Here is a 16,450-nt window from a genome sequence, read left to right as displayed (position 1 = left end):
TGGTTATAGCACTTGGATGTCGCGGACGAAGGTCAGCTCCTGCGGCGCATCATCCGAGCCAACGCCCACGTAGACCTTGACGTTGCCTTGGGACACGGCGTCGACCGGAATCATGATCTGATACGACTCGCCTGCCGCGAGTTGGGGTATCGGGTCGACGAATAGCCCGACCCCTTCGTTCCACGGCTCGGTGTGGGCTGGTTGGGCCGATTGAACTTGCTGGAAGTCCCCCCGCAAGTTGGGCGGGAGGTAAACCCGCACGCGGACATTCCGCTGCACCGACTGGCTGGTGTTGGTAACCCGCGCACTAATCGTAAATCGGTCCTGCAATCGCGCAGGATTCTTCGATTCCCAGACGGCGATTTCGAAGGCCTCGGTGGCCGTTGCAGGGGGCGCGGTCGAGGTGCCGCCGTTATCGAGCGGGGGCGCGGCGGGAACCCCGCCGCCGAGCTGGGGTCGTATTTCGACCACTCGTTGATCGGACTTCAGTTCGGTGAGTCCCTCGGCCGTCACCTGCACTTCCGCGCGAGGCTGCGGCTCACCGGCCAGGCATTCGCATTCGAACAAGTAGACTTCCTTGGAATTGGCAGCGATCACAGGAGTGGTCCAGCGGATCTTGCCAGAACTACGAAACTCAGCTTCGTCGTATGGCCGGTTGGGGTCGATGCCCACGGCCTTCAGCTCCGGATCGCGGAGCAAGGTGACCACGACGTTGCGGGCCGGCGTGTTGCCCAGGTTCTCGATGATCACCTTAAACTGGCGGACCTCGCCCACGGTGCATCGCAGCGGTGCATCGAGCGTCACCCGCAACTGCGGGGCGATGAAGCCGCCGCCTGTTTCGCCGCCTGTGGCGCCGCCCGTTCCTTCCACGTTGATCGAAGCGCGCTTGCTATTCTGCAGGGCGTTGTCGGCCGTCACGGTGACGGTGTGCGACAGCTGGCCCGCAGAGGTGATGCGAAATGCGAGCGGCAGGTCAATTTCCTTGCCAGGCACCATGTCGACGATGTCCTCGCCGACGATGAACTGCTGACCGGCCGGTGCTACGGAACTGGAGAGCCCAACGTCGAAGTCGTCCCGAATCTGTACGTTGCGGGCGGTGCCGTTGCCGTTGTTCTTAACTGTCACCATGAACTCCACCGTGTCGCCCACGCGGAACGGACCGGGCGAGACTTGTTCGATATTGAGCACCAGGTCCGGCTGACCCTCGGCAGGGGTCGGCTCGGGCGTCGGCTCAGGTGTGTTGGGCGAACTCCAGCTGTCGGTGGGTGGCGTGACGGGGGTCGGTTCCAACGAGGGAGGTGGCCCCGTGGGGATGGGTGTGCCGGTGATGCCTCCATCGGCCCACGAGATGCTCGCGGCGCCCGTCGCCAGGGTCACCCGGGGGCTGGCGGCCAAGCCGGCCTGCTCGGGGCGAATGATCTCGATTTCCACATTGGTGACGCCGGCCCGGTCGTCGGTGGGCGTGATCTCGACACTGGCGCGGCCCTGGGCGTCGGTGGGTACGTCGGAAGTCTGCCCCCCTTCGTAGCCCAAGCCGGCGCTGTTGCCGGCCACCTTGTAGCGGACGATCCAGCCTGCGATCGGCGCGCCGTCGCTCTGGCGGGTGATGCTCGTGGTCAGGGTATGGCTCTGTCCGGGCGCCAACGTCACGGACGGGGGAAAAGCCCATTGGGCGTCGATCCAGTAGATGGTCGCTCTGGCGGTTCGCCCCGCCCAGTTCGGTACGTTGGGGGCGTAGGCCGTGACGTAGCTGGTGCCTTCGGTGGGCGAAGAGACCGTGATCCAGGCGTCGCCGCGACGGATTTGCACGTCATCGTTGGGATCGGGGGTGCCGCGGTCGAGGCAATCTCTGTAAGGCGACGTGGCGGTGATAGCAAAAAAGTTATCGACCTTGCGGGGCGTATTCTGCGGCAGTCGGAACATATCCAGTTCGCCGCGACCACCAACCGTGACAATCTGCCCGGTGCCCGCTCGGTCGAGCATCCATTCCACTCGCTCATTGGTGCGCAAGTATCCGTTTTCGGCACATACGCCGCCAATCAAGATGACCTCGCTGCCCACGGGCGCGAGAATCCTCGACGGCGTAATCGAAAGTGCTTCGCCTGGTACCGTCGGCATAGCTACCGCTCCGGACACCGGCTGACCCGTAGTGCTCGATACCGGTGGGCCGACCACCACGGGGCGCCCGAGCCAATCGGTGGTCGTGTTGCCGGGGCCACCGGGCAGGAACGGGTCGGTCAGCACGGGGGGGGCTTCCACATTAGCCGGCGCCGGGGGCAGGGCGGCCGTAGCGCCTGGAACCAGGGTGGGGGCCAACGCTTGCGGAGGGGCCGTGATGGGGGGCGTTGGTTCGTCGGGCCACAGCAACATTCGCTGGCCCGTGGGATCGATCCGAGGCAGCCGATTCGACGCGCAGCCCCCCACCAGCACCATCGCCAGGGCGATTGCGAGGACGGGCAGCAGACGGATTGGAGGGGTCGGCTGGGACATGGGGATTTGGGGGTAACTTCGCCATCGACGGATCCATGGCGGGGATGGCGTGTTAAAATATGCCGCCTACATACCACTGTGATGCTGTTTTCCAACAACCACCGGTGACATTTCGCAACATCCAGGGCGGTTTGCAGCGATCGTGACGACTGTGCCCCCCGCCGGGCCAGGGAGGCCGGCCTTCCGGGCGAAAGGCATTGCGGACTACCGGTGCCAGAAGGGGGGAAGAACGGTGGGGTTCGGCGGCGAATCTCTTCTGGGCAATGTGTCGCGGTTTGCTTGCTTTGCCCAAAGCGCCCGACTACCATCAAGTTAGGGCAAATTTCCGCCGCTCCGCCCAAGGTGTTTCCGTACCCGGCGACGCTGGCGGCCTCGTCCGCGTTTGCCCCCGTGAACCGAAGAAGGCACTCCCAAGACAGCAGAGGTCCCCGATGGACTTAAGACTTTCCCGACAGCTCGTGCGAAACACATTCGTCGCACTCCTCCTGGCCATGGCCTGCACGATCGGCCTTCCCGCTAGCGCCCAATTTGGTGGTGGCGGTGGTGGCTTTGGCGGTGGTGGTGGCGGCTTCGGCGGTGGTGGCTTCGGCGGCGGCGGCTTAGGTGGTGGCGGCTTCGGCGGCGGTGGCGGTGGTAACCAGCAGGGCACCCGCGCTGGTGGTGTGATGGTGGACGCCGATGGCGTGCTCGCCCGAAACTTCGTCAACGACCCCACCGGCCAGTTGACCCAGGCCCGTATCCAGAACGCTATGGCCGGGCTGGAAGGCAATCTCGCTCAAGTTAGCGAACTGCGTAAGGTATCGCTCACTCGGCTGGAGAAAGCCATCGAGGCTAAGCTTGCCGCCGGCAGTGGGCCCGACAACATCATGAAGAACCTCGCGGGCCTAACCCGCATCGAGTACGTCTTCTGCTATCCCGAAACCGGCGACATCGTGATTGCGGGGCCGGCCGAGCCATGGGCCGAAGACCTGTCGGGTCGTATGCGAGGTATCGCCTCGGGCCGTCCCGTGGTGGAACTGCAAGACATGATCACCGCCCTGCGGGCCTTCCCGCCCCAGGAAACGGGCAAATCTCCCACTCTGTATTGTTCCATCGACCCGACTACCGAAGGTCTCGAACGAATGCAGAACTTCCTGCGTCAGTTCGGACGCTCGGCCACGCCGAACCAAACCCAGGTGATCGTCGATAAACTGCAAGAAGCGATGGGCCTGCAAGTGATCACCGTCGGTGGCATTCCTGCCACGACACACTTCGCCCAGGTCATGGTGGAAGCCGATTACCGGATGAAGCTGATTGGCATCAACCTCGAACGGCCGCCCGTACGGCTGAAGAGCTACGTCGACCGAGCCAACCCGGCTGCCGTGGCCCGCAACGCCATGGAGCGTTGGTACTTTGTGCCCGATTACGAGTGCGTCCGCGTGGCGGAAGATTCGAAGTCGATGCAGATTGTTGGTCAGGGTGTGAAGCTGATTGGTGAGAACGAATTGATCAATTCGCAGGGAGGCCGCAAGGTGTCTGGCAGCGTGAATCGTGCCAGCCAGCAATACACGGCTGCCTTCACGAAGATGTATCCCGAATTGGCCGATAAGGCGCCCGTCTACGCTCAGCTTCGCAACTGCATCGACATGGCCATCGCCGCTGCGTTCATCCAGCAACGCGACCTGTACGGCATGGTGGGTTGGACACCGGAAGTATTTGCCAGCGAAGAGAAGTATCCTGTCGAAGTCTGCAACGCTCCCGAGCAGGTGGCCACGGCCGTGAATGCCATCTGGAAGGGACGCACGCTGATGACTCCCATCGGTGGTGGCGTCGAGATGCGGCCCACCAAGGCCTTGGAGTCCGATGCGATTCTCGCCGACGAGGATGGCGAAGTGGCGGCCCAGCACGCCAAGCTGGCTCCCACCGGCCTGGACGAAGGCCAGTGGTGGTGGGACTGATACTCGGCCCAGCCGAGCAGCTTAGTTGGAGCTGCCAGAACGAAAATGCAGAAGGCCGCGAAGCGGTGACGACAGTCACGCTTCGCGGCCTTTTTTTGTGATCCGATGTCAGGGCGCTGTGGCTGAGCGTTCCCCGTGTATCGTTGGAATGGGGGGTGGGAGCTGGCAGCTTCGTTAACTTGTTCGGCCGCTTCAGCCCAGCTCTGGGAAAGGCTTGCTAACGAACGATCCCGTAGCGGACCAAATACCAGTGAGGTGCGAGGCGGGCGAATTGTCCCACTTCGTAGCGAGTTTCCAGGCCGCTGGTAAACGAGTGAGGCTCGTCGTCCGAGGGACGCCACTCGAGCCATGCCGGACTTTCATTCCCCGCCAATTCCATACAAATTGCACCTGCCGGCGACCGCTCGACTGCCGAAATGCTTAGGTCGGTTCCCTCCAGCGGGGCATTGGTGGCCAGCAGCAACGTCGTGGGATTTGGCTTGGGGTACGCAAGATAGGGCCCCAGGACGTCGGTGCCCGATTCGTCGACGGGCCAGTCCTGCCGCAATTGATCGACCAGCGGACTGGCGGCCGGCAATTTGCCCGCCAGGCGGTGTTGTTGCCCTACCCAGTGCAGGTCCTGCCGGGCGGTGCCGAGCGATGCCCAGGCGGCAAAGGCCGCCACCAGCAGCAGCCAGTACCGAATGGTGCGAAATGGCCGCGGGCCCAGCAGCACGCTGATGAACATCAGCAGACCCGTCGCCACCACCGCCACGGGCACCCACAACACAACCCAGCCAGGGTCGCTGAAGGAGGGTTCGCCGTTGCCAGTCGTCAGTCGAAGTGCCTGACGACTGGCGGCGTCGATGGTGCGAATCGAGGTGCCGCTTGCTGCAATCCACCAAGCGACGCCAATCCAGAGGGCTAGATTGGCCATCCAGGCTCCGGCGAACATCGCCCGCAGCGACCTCCGCAAGTTGCTATTCGGCGTCTTTTCCATCGGTTTGCAGTGGTTCATCGCAGTAGGAAAGGGACATCAGGGCGAACGCCGTGCACAGGTTGGCGTCGTTTTCGAACCACTGGCGATTGCTGTTTACCCACGAACCGTCGTCGCGTTGGGTGCTCGCCAATTGCGCGAGCAACTCTTCCTGCCATTGGTGCTTGTCGCCATCGGCGGTGGTGACCAGGGAATTGCCAGTGGCGGCCAGGGCGCTACCGAAGGTGTTGTAGTAGTAGAACAACCCGGCGGAGCCTTGGCCCGGATTCTGCTCCAGGTCGTAGTTCTTGGCGATCCAAGTGAGCGCAGCTTTGGCCCGCGGATCGTCTTTCGTCAGGCCCGCGTATACCAGGCTCTTGAAGCCCGAATAGGTCATCGAACCGTAGCTACGCAGACCACCGTTGGCCGTGTAGCGCTCGGAGGTCGATGGATCGACCGCCTCGGTTGGAATTACGTAATAGAAGCCCCCGTCGTTCACTTTGCCGGCGAACTCGGTGTCGTTGAATTCTGAGTCCAGGTTCTGGCAGCGAGACACGAAAACTAGGGCCCGCTGCACGGTCGGATCGTCGGCACCGGCGTCGAGCGAATGCAGGGCTTCCAGTAAGTACGAGGTGTTCGACAGGTCGGGCCGTTCCTTCCCGCTGTAGCCAACGCCGCCAAATTGAACGTCGTCTTCATTCACTTCGCCTTCGGCACCAATTTGCAGCCCGCGGACGAACTTGCCGGCATTCTTCATAATTTCGTCGTAGCGCCCGTCGCCAGCTACCTTGTTGGCCTCAGCAAAGCACATGATGCCGACACAGGTTTCGTAGTTTCGCAGGCGATCGCTGGCGTAAATACCACCATCCGGCTTGACCACGCCTTGCAGGGCCTTGAGGCCGCGGGCCACCAGCGGATCGTCGAGTCCGCAACCGTGGCGGAGGGCGGCAGTCACTGCCAGCGAGGTAATGCCCGAACCGGCACGGGGCGAGAGCATGCCACTGTCGTCTTGCCCTTGGTCCCGCAGGTAGGTAAGCCCGTTTTGGACGACGTCGTTCAGCTTGGGGCCGTCCACCGCCTCTTGAGCCTGCGAGGAGGGGACGATCAGCAGTAGAGCAGCGACGGTGGTAAGCCAATATGCAGCGGGTCTGCGCTTCATTGTAGGGATTCCTTCGAAGATTTGAGTGGGGATGGGGAAGTTCGTGCAATTGCCACACCAGACCGAATTCTGCGACAGAGAATGCTAGGTTTTGCGGGGATACACGCAAATTCAGCCCTCTCTTCGGTAGACTGGTGTCGCTCGGCTAGACGCGGCTGTCGATTTTGTGAACACGCCTCCTGAGACAGCAGGAGGATGTGCGCCGGCCTAGAGTTGGAGGAGAATCGGGCCCACGGCGGCCCGCCCGCCGCACGGAAAGAGCAGAGCCCCACCCGGACATCGTTCGTCAGTAATCATCCAGATCGTACACTCCGCGAGATACATGGCTCACACGCACCATCACGCCGCCCGCAATCTGGCCATCGCCTTTCTGGTGAACCTGGCGTTTGTGCTCATCGAAATCGCTGGCGGATTGTGGACCAACAGCGTGGCGATTCTGACCGACGCCCTGCACGACGGCGGCGACTGCCTGTCACTCGGCATGGCCTGGTACCTGCAGCGGCTCTCCTCGCGCCAGGCCAATGCCCGCTTCACCTACGGCTACCGGCGATTCTCCAGCCTGGGCGCTCTTACAACCGGCGTGGTGCTGCTGATTGGTCTGGTGGTTGTGGTCTGGAGTGCCGCAAGTCGCCTGCAGGACCCCCAGCCTGTAAATGCGGAGGGCGTATTGGGCCTCGCCATCTTGGGCGTTGCGATGAACGGCGGCGCGGCCTGGCTGCTGAGTGGCGGTACCTCGCTTAACGAGAAAGTCGCCAGTTGGCACTTGTTGGAAGACACCCTGGGATGGATCGCCGTATTGGTCGGCAGCGGCATCATGCTGGTGACCGATAGCTACCTGATCGACCCCCTGCTGGCGATTGGCATATCGTGTTTTGTGCTGTGGAATGTCGTCCGCAACCTTTACCAAGTTGGCTTGGTCTTTCTGCAAGGCGCGCCACCCGAATTCGATCCCGCTGCGCTCGACGAGCAGTTGCTCCAGATTCCAGGTGTGATCGACACCCACCACACGCACACCTGGACCCTCGATGGCGAACGCCATGTGTTCTCAACTCATTTGGTGATGCAAGCCGGAACCGCGCGCGACGAGATTGTTGCGGCCAAGCGAGAAGTGCACCAGATGCTCAAGTCGCAGGCGTTCGATCATGTGACGATCGAGGTCGAGCTGGAGGGCGAGTCGTGCTGGGCCGAGCAACCAGACGAGCACGCAGCAGATGACCACGACCACGACTAACCGTCGGTATTCGCTGGCGATTGCTGATCGACCACCACCACGCGGATGTCGCACACGTTGGTGCCTGTGGGGCCCGTGATTACCAGGGCGTCGAGTGGCTGAAAGAAGTGATAGGCGTCGTTACGGTCGAGAAAGTCGGCAGCGTCTAAGCCTTGCTTGCTGGCGGCGGCCACCACGTCGGCGTCGATCATCGCCCCCGCGGCGTCGGTGGGGCCATCTTCGCCATCGGTGCCGCCGGATAGCAACGCAACGCCGTGACAGTCGCCCAGCTTTTCCAGCGCCGCCAGTACGAGTTGCTGGTTGCGCCCTCCTTTGCCGCGACGCTCGGGCGGGGCCAGCGTAACGGTGGGCTCTCCGCCGGTGATCAAGCAATTGGGGCCCGGTTGATCGCGCATTGCCAGCGCCATGTCGGCCAGATGCTGGCCTACGTCTTCGGCCGGCCCCTCCGATTCGGTGGCGCACAGCATGGCGTGGTTGTAGCCCAACCGTTCGGCCTCCATGCCGGCCGCATCGACGGCCGTCGCATTGTTGGCCAGCACCAGGTGTTCGACATGGCACGATGGTTCGGCCGGCGGGCCATCGCCCGCTTCGATGCGCCGCTGGAGGTACTCCACGATGGGCCGTGCATCTTCGTGCTCCGCCAGGTCCAAACGTCGGAGCACATCGAGCGCCTGTTCGGGGCCTTCGTGGCAAGGATAAGTTGGCCCCGAGGCAATCGTATCCAGCGGGTCGCCCAGCACATCGGAGACCACGAGCGTTAGCAACGTGCCTGCGGTGCAGGCTCGTGCAAGCCCACCTCCTTTGATGTCGCTGAGTTGCCGACGCACGCAATTAAGCTGGTCGATCGTGGCGCCCGAGGCGGAAAGTAGTCGTGTGATGGCGGCCTTGTTGTCCAGCGTCACTCCTGCCGCCGGTGCGGGCAGCAGGGCTGAGCCACCGCCCGATAGCAGGCAGATGCATAAATCACGCGGTGCAAGCGTGGAGACTTCACGCAGTATCTGGCGAGTGCCTTCCACCCCCTCGGGACGGGGCTCGTTCACACCAGCCGGGCGGCCAGCGTGCAGGTGCACGGCGGAAGTCGGCTCGACCGTGCCTGCCGGCACGTTCACCCAGCCGCCGACCTGGTGTTTGGCGATCACCTCGGGGCCGAGTGCCGATTCCAGTCCCCGCACCATCGCCGCGCCGGCTTTGCCAGCACCGACCACCAGGATGCGGCCGATGGAATCTAGCGGCGACTCCCAATCGCCGATACGCAGTGCGTTCGCGGCGACGCTGATCTCTCGCTCGAGAAGCTTATCGGGCAGCACGGCTTCGATACCGGCTTGCCAAATACGCAGGGCGTCACGACGCAGTTGCTGGGCAGGGGACATCGCGGTGCCAATCGCCTGTAGCTGGGATGCCGTTCGCCAGGGTCGGGGCGGGCTCTAAATACGCTACTCGTCGTGTTTGCACTTTTCGAGTTCGTTGATCTTCTCAATCCGGCGGAGGTGGCGACCTCCTTCGAAATCGGTATTGATCCAGGTCTCGATCATCCGCTCCACCGTGCGGGGCGAAATCAGATCGGCCGACAGACACAACACATTCAGATCGTTGTGCCGGCGACTGATCTCGGCGGTCACTTCGTCGGTGCAGGGCGCCGCCCGGACGCCGCGGAACTTGTTGGCGGCAATCGCCATCCCGATGCCGGTGCCACAGATCAAAATCCCACGATCGGCCTGATCGTTGCTGATTTTTTTGGCCACGATCGCGGCAAAATCGGGATAGTCGACGCTTTCAGGCCCGCAGGTCCCTGCATCGTCCACTTCGTGCCCCTTATCGCGGAGCAGTTGGCAGATCTGCTCCTTGATTTGGAATCCGCGGTGGTCGCTGGCAACAGAAATACGCATGGAGAGTGGCCTTTTGGAATCGCCAAGTGTGTAGACGCCCAGCAGACGTCCAGCCAAGCGACTTAGCCCCTGGATTATAGCAGAACGAACGCCGTTGTGTTATGAGGGGGCACCACCATTTGGGGGCCTCACGCGGTTAGCCACACTCTTCGAGGCTCGACCTCGCGCTAGCTGCCCTCGGATTTTCGGAACGTTTCAGCGATTCTCTTGGCGTGGTACGAGACACCTTCGGCAATCTGGGTGGCACACGACCGGTACACCTCGAGCGGACCCCCAATCGGATCGGCCACGTCGTCGCCGTCGGGCATCAGGGGAGCGGTCTTGGCAGCCCACTCGGGGCTCGACTGCACAATGGCTTGCAGATGGCCCCGAGTCATGGTGAGCACCAAATCTGCGTGACGCAGCAACTGGTCGGTGAGCGGTTGACTGCGATGTTCCTCGATTCCCAGCCCATGCTCATGCATGAGCGTTACCGCTTCGGAACTGGGGGGGGCACCCGGTGCGGCGGCCAGGCCGGCCGACAGTACCTGCACGCCCTTTTGGTCCATTTCGTCGTCCGACAGGCCCAGCTCGTCGGCCAGTGCCTTGCGCAGTAGCGCCTCGGCCATGGGACTGCGGCACGTGTTACCGGTGCAGACCATCACCACCATGTATCGGCCAAGTCGCTCCAAGGTAGCTGCTCCCACTACGCCTTCGCGCAGGATGTTGAAATGATTTCCATGCACCCGCACCACCGTGCTGGGGCGGCCATATCGCGCCGGACCATCGTCCAGCACCAGGTCGATGCGGTCGCCTAGTGCCGCGATCACTTCGTCGGCATTCACGGCGTCCGATTGGCCCGACAGGTTGGCACTGGTTAGCGCCAGCGGACCATTAATCATACATAGTACGTCGAGCAGCAGTTGATTGGCAGGCACCCGCAGGCCCACGGTGCCGTTGGGGCAGACCGCCTGGCAGACCGTTTCGTCCAGTCGCCCGGTGAGTCCCCGCTGGGGATCGCAGTCCAGCACCAGGGTGACCGGGCCAGGCCAGCACCGCCGTGCCAGCCTCCAGGCCAGGGGGCCCATATCGGGGGCATAGTCCTGGGCCTCGGCCGCACTCTTGATGGCCAGGGCAAACGGGGCGCCCGGGTTGCGATTCTTGGCCTCCAGCAGCCGATCGACGGCCTCCGCATTGCAGGCGCTGGCCGCCACGCCGTACACGGTTTCGGTGGGAAAGGCTACCAGTTTGCCTTCGACCAGCGATTGGACAGCGCGGTGGACCACGTCGCGCAGATCGTCGGTGCGGTGGACGTCGATGCGAAGCGGTGGCATAGCGAAAAGAAAACGGGGGCAACTGGGGAAAGCATCCCAAGTTATAAAGCTCTCAACCGGTCTGGGCAACCGCGTCCGCTGGCTCGTTCCTGGCGAAAAATTCCGACAAGTGTTGCCAAGCACCACGTCCAGCGGTTGTAATTGATGGGGTGAAGCGCAACTTGTCCCCATCCGCCGGCGGTCCTTCTAACCGAATCTCTCGGAGGAACTTCCTGCATGGAGCGTTGGCAGCCGCCTCGCTCAGCCCCTTTGCCGGTTGTTTTTCCTCGGCCTCGGGCAGTTCGCGACCGGAAAAGGTGTGGGGCGAGCGTGGAATTTCTCCTGGCAAGCTGCAGAAGCCCCGGGCCATGTGCATCGACCCGGACGACCTACTTTACCTGGTCGATATTACCGCCCGGATCCAGGTTTTCGACCGCGACGGCAAGTTTCTCCGTGGCTGGCGAACCCCCCAGAGCAAGAACGGCCGCCCCACCGGCATGTCGTTCATCAATGGGAAGCTGTACGTCGCGGATACGCACTATTTTCGGGTTCTGGTCTATACGCCCGAGGGCAAGTTGCTGGAGGACGAGAGCTTCGGCGAGGAAGGGAGCGGGCCTGGGCAATTGGGGTGGACCACCGACATCGTCCGCGACTCGGCCGGAAATCTGTTCGTCTCGGAGTATGGCCAGCACGATCGAATCCAAAAATTCGCCCCCGACGGCAGTTTTGTCCTACAATGGGGCACTCATGGAAACGAGGCGGGGCACTTCCTCCGCCCGCAGAATCTGTGGGTCGATACCCAGGATCGCGTCTGGGTGTGCGACGCCGGCAACCACCGGCTGCAGGTCTTCGACGGACAAGGCCAACAACTTTTTGAATGGGGCGAGGAGGGAATCGAACCGGGGCAGCTTTCGTATCCTTATTGCATGTGGATCGACGCGCAAGATCACGTGCTGGTTTGCGAATATGGAAACAGCCGCGTCCAGAAGTTCAGCCAGCAGGGCAAGTCGTTGGCCACCTGGGGGGCCCAGGGCCGCGAACCGGGCCAGTTGCACAACCCTTGGTCCATCGTGCAGGATTCACGAGGTAAAACATTCGTACTGGATAGCTACAATCATCGAGTTCAGCGATTCACTATTTGAGCCGCGGGTAAGTGAGTAAGTGAGGCGAGAGTCGCCGCACACGTCATTTCGTCCTTCATCCATCCCCATCATGCCTTTCGCCTTCGACAGCCCGTGGTACCTGTTGCTGCTGCTTCTGCTGCCAGTGATCTGGTTTACCAGCTATCGCAGCCTGGCGGGGCTGGGGCATTGGCGTCGGCTGACGGCCATCATCTTGCGTAGTCTGGTGTTCGCGCTCTTGGTGTTCGCGTTGGCCGACATCCAGTATCGCAAGAAGAACGACTCGATGACGGTGCTCTATCTGCTCGATCAGTCGATGAGCATTCCCGAGGATCGTCGGGAACTGATGATGGAGTTCGTCAACGAGTCGGTCGACGAGCACCTCCGCTCCGAAAAGAACGACCGGGTGGGCGTCATCGTGTTTGGACGCGATGCCGAAGTCGAAACACCACCGCTCGACTATTTTGTCGATCTGCAGAAGCTCACCAGCCTGCTCGACCCGCAATACACGAATCTGGAAAGTGCCCTGCAGCGCGCCCGGGCATTGTTCCCCGAAGAGACCGCGCGGCGGATCGTCGTGGTGACCGATGGCAACGAGAACCTGGGCGATGCCTTGAGCGAAGCCCGGGCCCTGGCCGATGCCGGCATCAGCATCGATGTGTTGCCAGTCGATCTACCCGTGCGTAGTGAGGCTTCGGTCGAGAAGGTTACGTTGCCGAGCGACGTTCGTCAGGGGCAGCCTTTCGAGTTGCGTGTCGTGCTGAATCACGACGCCCCCGAAGGTGCACCGCCGCTTCCCGGTACGTTGAAGATCGTTCGCAAGACGGGCGACTATCAGGAGACCCTGACCGAGGGACCCGTCGAGTTGCCACCCGGCAAGAGCCGGTTCTCAGTGACCGAGACCATCGAGCGCCCCGACTTTTACACCTACGAAGCCCAGTTTTTCCCCGCCGATCCCAGCAGCGACGGCACCGCCCAAAACAACGTTGGCACGGCATTTACGCACGTCCGCGGCAAGGGGCACGTGCTGGTGATCGAGGACTTTGCCGAGCCAGGGCAGTTTGACTACATGGTCGATCGGCTGCGAACCAGTGGCCTGGAAGTCACGGTGATGCCCAGCAACGCGCTGTTCAGCACGCTGGCCGACCTGCAGCGGTACGACACCGTAGTATTGGCCAACGTGCCTCGCAGCAGCAGCGACGCGGACTTCGAAGACGATGGTAGCGGTGCCAACTTCTCCGACGCCCAGGTCAGCATGCTGGTCCGCAACACCGAGGAGCTCGGCTGCGGGCTGGTGATGATTGGCGGCCGCAACAGCATGGGAGCCGGTGGCTGGGCCAACACCGAGCTGGAAAAGGCCATGCCGGTCGATTTCCAGATCAAAAGCGCCAAGGTGGTACCGGTGGGTGCACTGGCCCTGATGATGCACGCCAGCGAGATGTCGCAGGGCAACTACTGGCAGAAACGCATTGCCATCGAGGCGATCAAGGTCCTGGGCGATCGCGACTATGCCGGCATGATCCAGTGGAACATGACCGACCAATGGCTGTGGGGCCAGTCGCAGGGGGGCATGCTGACCGTGGGCGAGAATCGCAACATGATGCTCGCCCGGGTCGACACCATGGCGGTGGGCGACATGCCGGCCTTCGAAGGCGCCATGAAGAAGGTGGCCAACAGCTTCGCCCGGCTCGACCAATTGACCAACAAGCCGGCCGTCAAGCACATGATCATCATCTCCGACGGCGATCCCTCGCCCCCCAGTCGGCAGGTGATTGCGCAGTTCAAGAAGATGCAGGTGAAGATTACCACCGTGGCCGTTGGTGCGCATGGCACCGTGGGTACCAAGACCATGCGCGACATCGCCCAGGCCACCGGGGGCAAGTACTACAAGGTCCGCAACGCCAAGGCGCTGCCTCGCATCTACCAGCGCGAGGCCCGTCGCGTGGCCCGGCCGCTAGTCAAAGACCTGGACCCGCCGCAAAAGCCGATTCTGACCTCGCAGCACGAAATTGTCCGTGGCATTGGGCCCGAGGAGTTTCCCCCCATCAATGGCTATGTGCTCACCACCGTGAAGGACAGCGCCTTGGTGGAGGTGATCCTTCGCTCGCCCGAACCACGCATCGAAGCCAACAGCACGCTGCTGGCCGCCTGGCCTTATGGCTTGGGCAAGACGGTGGTGTTTACCTCCGATGGTGGGCGGCAACTGGCCAAGGCCTGGGACGGCTGGGATCGCTACGATCAGTTCTTCAGCCAGATGATTCGCTGGTCAATGCGTCCCACAGGCGACACCGGTAACTTCAGCGTCGCCACCACCACCGAGGATGGCAAAACACGGGTGATCATCGACGCCTTGGACAAGGACGAGGAGTTCATCAACGTCGCGTCGATGAACGCCACGGTCGTGGGGCCCGACATGGAATCGATTCCGCTAGTAATCGAGCAGGTTGCACCTGGCCGCTACATCGGCGAGTTCGACTCGATGGTGCCGGGCAGTTACATGCTGTCGGTCCAGCCTGGTGGCGACGAGGGGATGATTCGCACGGGCGTGAATGTCGGCTACAGCGAGGAGTTCCGCGACCGCGAAACCAATTTGCCGCTGCTGGAAACGATGGCCCGTCTCGAGCCGAACAAGGGGAAACCCGGCGTGTTGGTTGGGTCCGAGCAGAACACCATGCTGACGGGCGACCCGCAGATCCTGACAAACCTGCTCTCGTTCGATCCCTACCGACGCGACTTGCCGCCAGCCGTGTCGACGCAGAGCATCTGGCCATGGATGGTGGTATTGGCCTCCACGCTGTTTTTTGGCGATGTGTTCATCCGCCGCGTGCAGGTGGGCTTCGAGTGGCTCAAGCCGATGTGGGTGTATATCGACGAGAAGCTACTGGGCCGCCAGCACGAAGCCGCTGTGCCCGCCACGATGAGCCGCCTGCAAAGCCGCAAGGCCGAGGTGCAGAAACAATACGAGTCGCGTCGCGCGGAGACCCGCTTCGAAGCACCCGAAGAGACCGAGCCGACCGGCGATCCCTCGCCCCTGGACGAAATGGACGGCCCCGCACCTCAGCGACCCACCCAGGCCCCCGCCCCCAAAGTGGGAGAGGCCGACAAGGAAGAAGAAAGCTACACCTCGCGGCTGCTCAAAGCCAAGAAAGATGTTTGGAAAGACAAACAGTGAGCAAATGACCAATGAAGTATCACCAATTCCCCATGTTCTAGTGCCGTTGGTGATTGTTAATCTGTCATTGGTCATTCCCTGTTGCCGCCAGTAAGTGAGTGCGGCCTTTGAATTCAAATCCCAGTCCCTAGCCCCCAGCCTCCACAAATGAGTCTCGCCGAATCGATTGAAAAACGCGCGCAAGAGTTTGCCACCCGTTATCAGGCTGTCCACGACCAGATTGCCCGCGTCATCGTGGGCCACGACGACATCGTGCATGGCGTGCTGACCTGCCTGTTCGTGGGGGGGCACTGCCTGCTGGAAGGCGTGCCCGGTTTGGGAAAGACACTGCTGGTGCGAACCCTGGCGGAGACCTTGAGCCTCGACTTCTCGCGCATCCAGTTCACGCCCGACCTGATGCCGGCCGATATCCTGGGCACCAACATGATTGTTGAAGACCCTGATGGACGCCGGCGATTTGAGTTCCAACGCGGTCCGGTGTTCACCCAGATTTGCCTGGCGGACGAAATCAACCGCGCCACGCCCAAGACCCAGTCGGCCATGCTCGAGGCGATGCAGGAGAAGTCCGTCACTGCAGGCGGTAGCCACTATAAGCTCGACTTGCCGTTCTTCGTCATGGCCACTCAGAACCCGCTGGAGCAGGAAGGTACCTACCCGCTGCCCGAAGCACAGCTCGACCGCTTTTTCTTCAAACTGGTAGTCGGTTACTCGGGCCGGGCCGAACTGAACACGATTCTCGACCGCACCACCAAAGGCGAAGTGATTACGCCCGAGAAGGTGATGGACGGCCGCGAGATCGTCGAGTGGCAGCAGTTGGTCCGCGAGGTGATCATCGCTCCACACGTGCAGGACTACATCTGCCGGCTGGTGCTGGCCACGCATCCCGAGGGCGAGTTTGCCCCGCCGGTGACCAATCAGTACCTCCGCTGGGGCGCCAGCCCTCGCGCCGCGCAGACTATCGCCCTGGCCGCCAAAGTGCGAGCGCTGTTGGGGGGCCGGTACAACGTGAGCTTCGACGACATCCGCCGGGTCGTACTTCCCGCATTGCGGCACCGCGTGATCCTGAACTTCGAGGCCGAGGCCGAGAGCATCGATCCGGACAACGTGCTCTTGGAACTGCTGGAGAAGGTGCCCGAGAAGGCCGACGACAGCGCCGCGGCCTGAACCCGTAGAACGGAATTCATTGCGTTGAATAGCCAAGCCACGA

11 protein-coding genes are annotated in these 16,450 nt (G+C 62.3%); 5 read left to right on the top strand and 6 right to left on the bottom strand.

From position 1 onward, the window contains the following. Positions 1-3 precede the first annotated feature (3 nt). A complete protein-coding gene (locus NG895_RS07510) occupies positions 4-2,490 on the bottom strand; it encodes a DUF11 domain-containing protein (RefSeq protein ID WP_252851856.1) in 2,487 nt (828 codons plus the stop codon). A gap of 431 nt (positions 2,491-2,921) precedes the next feature. On the opposite strand from NG895_RS07510, the gene NG895_RS07505 reads away from it, so the two are divergent. Continuing rightward, a complete protein-coding gene (locus NG895_RS07505) occupies positions 2,922-4,427 on the top strand; it encodes a DUF1598 domain-containing protein (RefSeq protein WP_252851855.1) in 1,506 nt (501 codons plus the stop codon). A gap of 217 nt (positions 4,428-4,644) precedes the next feature. Here NG895_RS07505 and NG895_RS07500 read toward each other — a convergent pair whose 3' ends face one another. Then, positions 4,645-5,424 (bottom strand): hypothetical protein, encoded by a 780-nt coding sequence (locus tag NG895_RS07500; protein WP_252851854.1) that lies wholly within the window; start codon positions 5,422-5,424, stop codon positions 4,645-4,647. Further along, the gene (locus tag NG895_RS07495) at positions 5,387-6,541 is read right to left on the bottom strand and encodes a prenyltransferase/squalene oxidase repeat-containing protein (RefSeq protein WP_252851853.1); all 1,155 of its coding nucleotides are present in this window, start codon (positions 6,539-6,541) and stop codon (positions 5,387-5,389) included. Before NG895_RS07495 ends, NG895_RS07500 begins: the two co-directional genes overlap by 38 nt. A 322-nt stretch (positions 6,542-6,863) precedes the next feature. Between NG895_RS07495 and NG895_RS07490 the strand changes: the two genes are divergently transcribed. Next, complete coding sequence (locus NG895_RS07490) at positions 6,864-7,772, top strand: cation diffusion facilitator family transporter (protein WP_252851852.1); 909 nt, start codon at positions 6,864-6,866, stop codon at positions 7,770-7,772. Here the strand turns inward: NG895_RS07490 and NG895_RS07485 are convergent. The 3 genes from NG895_RS07485 to NG895_RS07475 form a co-directional block, all read right to left on the bottom strand. After that, complete coding sequence (locus NG895_RS07485; protein WP_252851851.1) at positions 7,769-9,142, bottom strand: glycerate kinase type-2 family protein; 1,374 nt, start codon at positions 9,140-9,142, stop codon at positions 7,769-7,771. The genes NG895_RS07490 and NG895_RS07485 overlap by 4 nt on opposite strands. A 63-nt stretch (positions 9,143-9,205) precedes the next feature. Then, positions 9,206-9,658 (bottom strand): ribose 5-phosphate isomerase B, encoded by a 453-nt coding sequence (rpiB, locus tag NG895_RS07480; protein ID WP_252851850.1) that lies wholly within the window; start codon positions 9,656-9,658, stop codon positions 9,206-9,208. 167 nt (positions 9,659-9,825) lie between these two features. Continuing rightward, on the bottom strand, positions 9,826-10,971 hold the full coding sequence (locus tag NG895_RS07475) for an L-threonylcarbamoyladenylate synthase (protein WP_252851849.1): 1,146 nt from the start codon (positions 10,969-10,971) through the stop codon (positions 9,826-9,828). A gap of 224 nt (positions 10,972-11,195) precedes the next feature. Here NG895_RS07475 and NG895_RS07470 point away from each other — a divergent pair, with 224 nt between their 5' ends. From NG895_RS07470 to NG895_RS07460, 3 genes are all read left to right on the top strand, one after another. After that, a complete protein-coding gene (locus NG895_RS07470) occupies positions 11,196-12,092 on the top strand; it encodes an NHL repeat-containing protein (protein ID WP_252851848.1) in 897 nt (298 codons plus the stop codon). Positions 12,093-12,162: 70 nt separating this feature from the next. Further along, on the top strand, positions 12,163-15,243 hold the full coding sequence (locus NG895_RS07465) for a VWA domain-containing protein (RefSeq protein WP_252851847.1): 3,081 nt from the start codon (positions 12,163-12,165) through the stop codon (positions 15,241-15,243). Positions 15,244-15,390: 147 nt separating this feature from the next. Further along, positions 15,391-16,407 (top strand): AAA family ATPase, encoded by a 1,017-nt coding sequence (locus NG895_RS07460; RefSeq protein ID WP_252851846.1) that lies wholly within the window; start codon positions 15,391-15,393, stop codon positions 16,405-16,407. Positions 16,408-16,450: the final 43 nt, after the last annotated feature.

It is taken from the genome of Aeoliella straminimaris (assembly GCF_024054565.1).
In the GTDB taxonomy this organism is placed as follows: domain Bacteria; phylum Planctomycetota; class Planctomycetia; order Pirellulales; family Lacipirellulaceae; genus Aeoliella; species Aeoliella straminimaris.
The sequence above is the reverse complement of the archived record's forward strand: the minus strand, read 5'-3'. Positions and strand labels throughout refer to the sequence as shown.

Bases quoted from the DNA above. Each gene is read 5' to 3' on its own strand.
- NG895_RS07510 (WP_252851856.1), bottom strand. From the start codon at position 2,490: ATGTCCCAGCCGACCCCTCCAATCCGTCTGCTGCCCGTCCTCGCAATC.
- NG895_RS07505 (WP_252851855.1), top strand. From the start codon at position 2,922: ATGGACTTAAGACTTTCCCGACAGCTCGTGCGAAACACATTCGTCGCA.
- NG895_RS07500 (WP_252851854.1), bottom strand. From the start codon at position 5,424: ATGAACCACTGCAAACCGATGGAAAAGACGCCGAATAGCAACTTGCGG.
- NG895_RS07495 (WP_252851853.1), bottom strand. From the start codon at position 6,541: ATGAAGCGCAGACCCGCTGCATATTGGCTTACCACCGTCGCTGCTCTA.
- NG895_RS07490 (WP_252851852.1), top strand. From the start codon at position 6,864: ATGGCTCACACGCACCATCACGCCGCCCGCAATCTGGCCATCGCCTTT.
- NG895_RS07485 (WP_252851851.1), bottom strand. From the start codon at position 9,142: ATGTCCCCTGCCCAGCAACTGCGTCGTGACGCCCTGCGTATTTGGCAA.
- rpiB (WP_252851850.1), bottom strand. From the start codon at position 9,658: ATGCGTATTTCTGTTGCCAGCGACCACCGCGGATTCCAAATCAAGGAG.
- NG895_RS07475 (WP_252851849.1), bottom strand. From the start codon at position 10,971: ATGCCACCGCTTCGCATCGACGTCCACCGCACCGACGATCTGCGCGAC.
- NG895_RS07465 (WP_252851847.1), top strand. From the start codon at position 12,163: ATGCCTTTCGCCTTCGACAGCCCGTGGTACCTGTTGCTGCTGCTTCTG.
- NG895_RS07460 (WP_252851846.1), top strand. From the start codon at position 15,391: ATGAGTCTCGCCGAATCGATTGAAAAACGCGCGCAAGAGTTTGCCACC.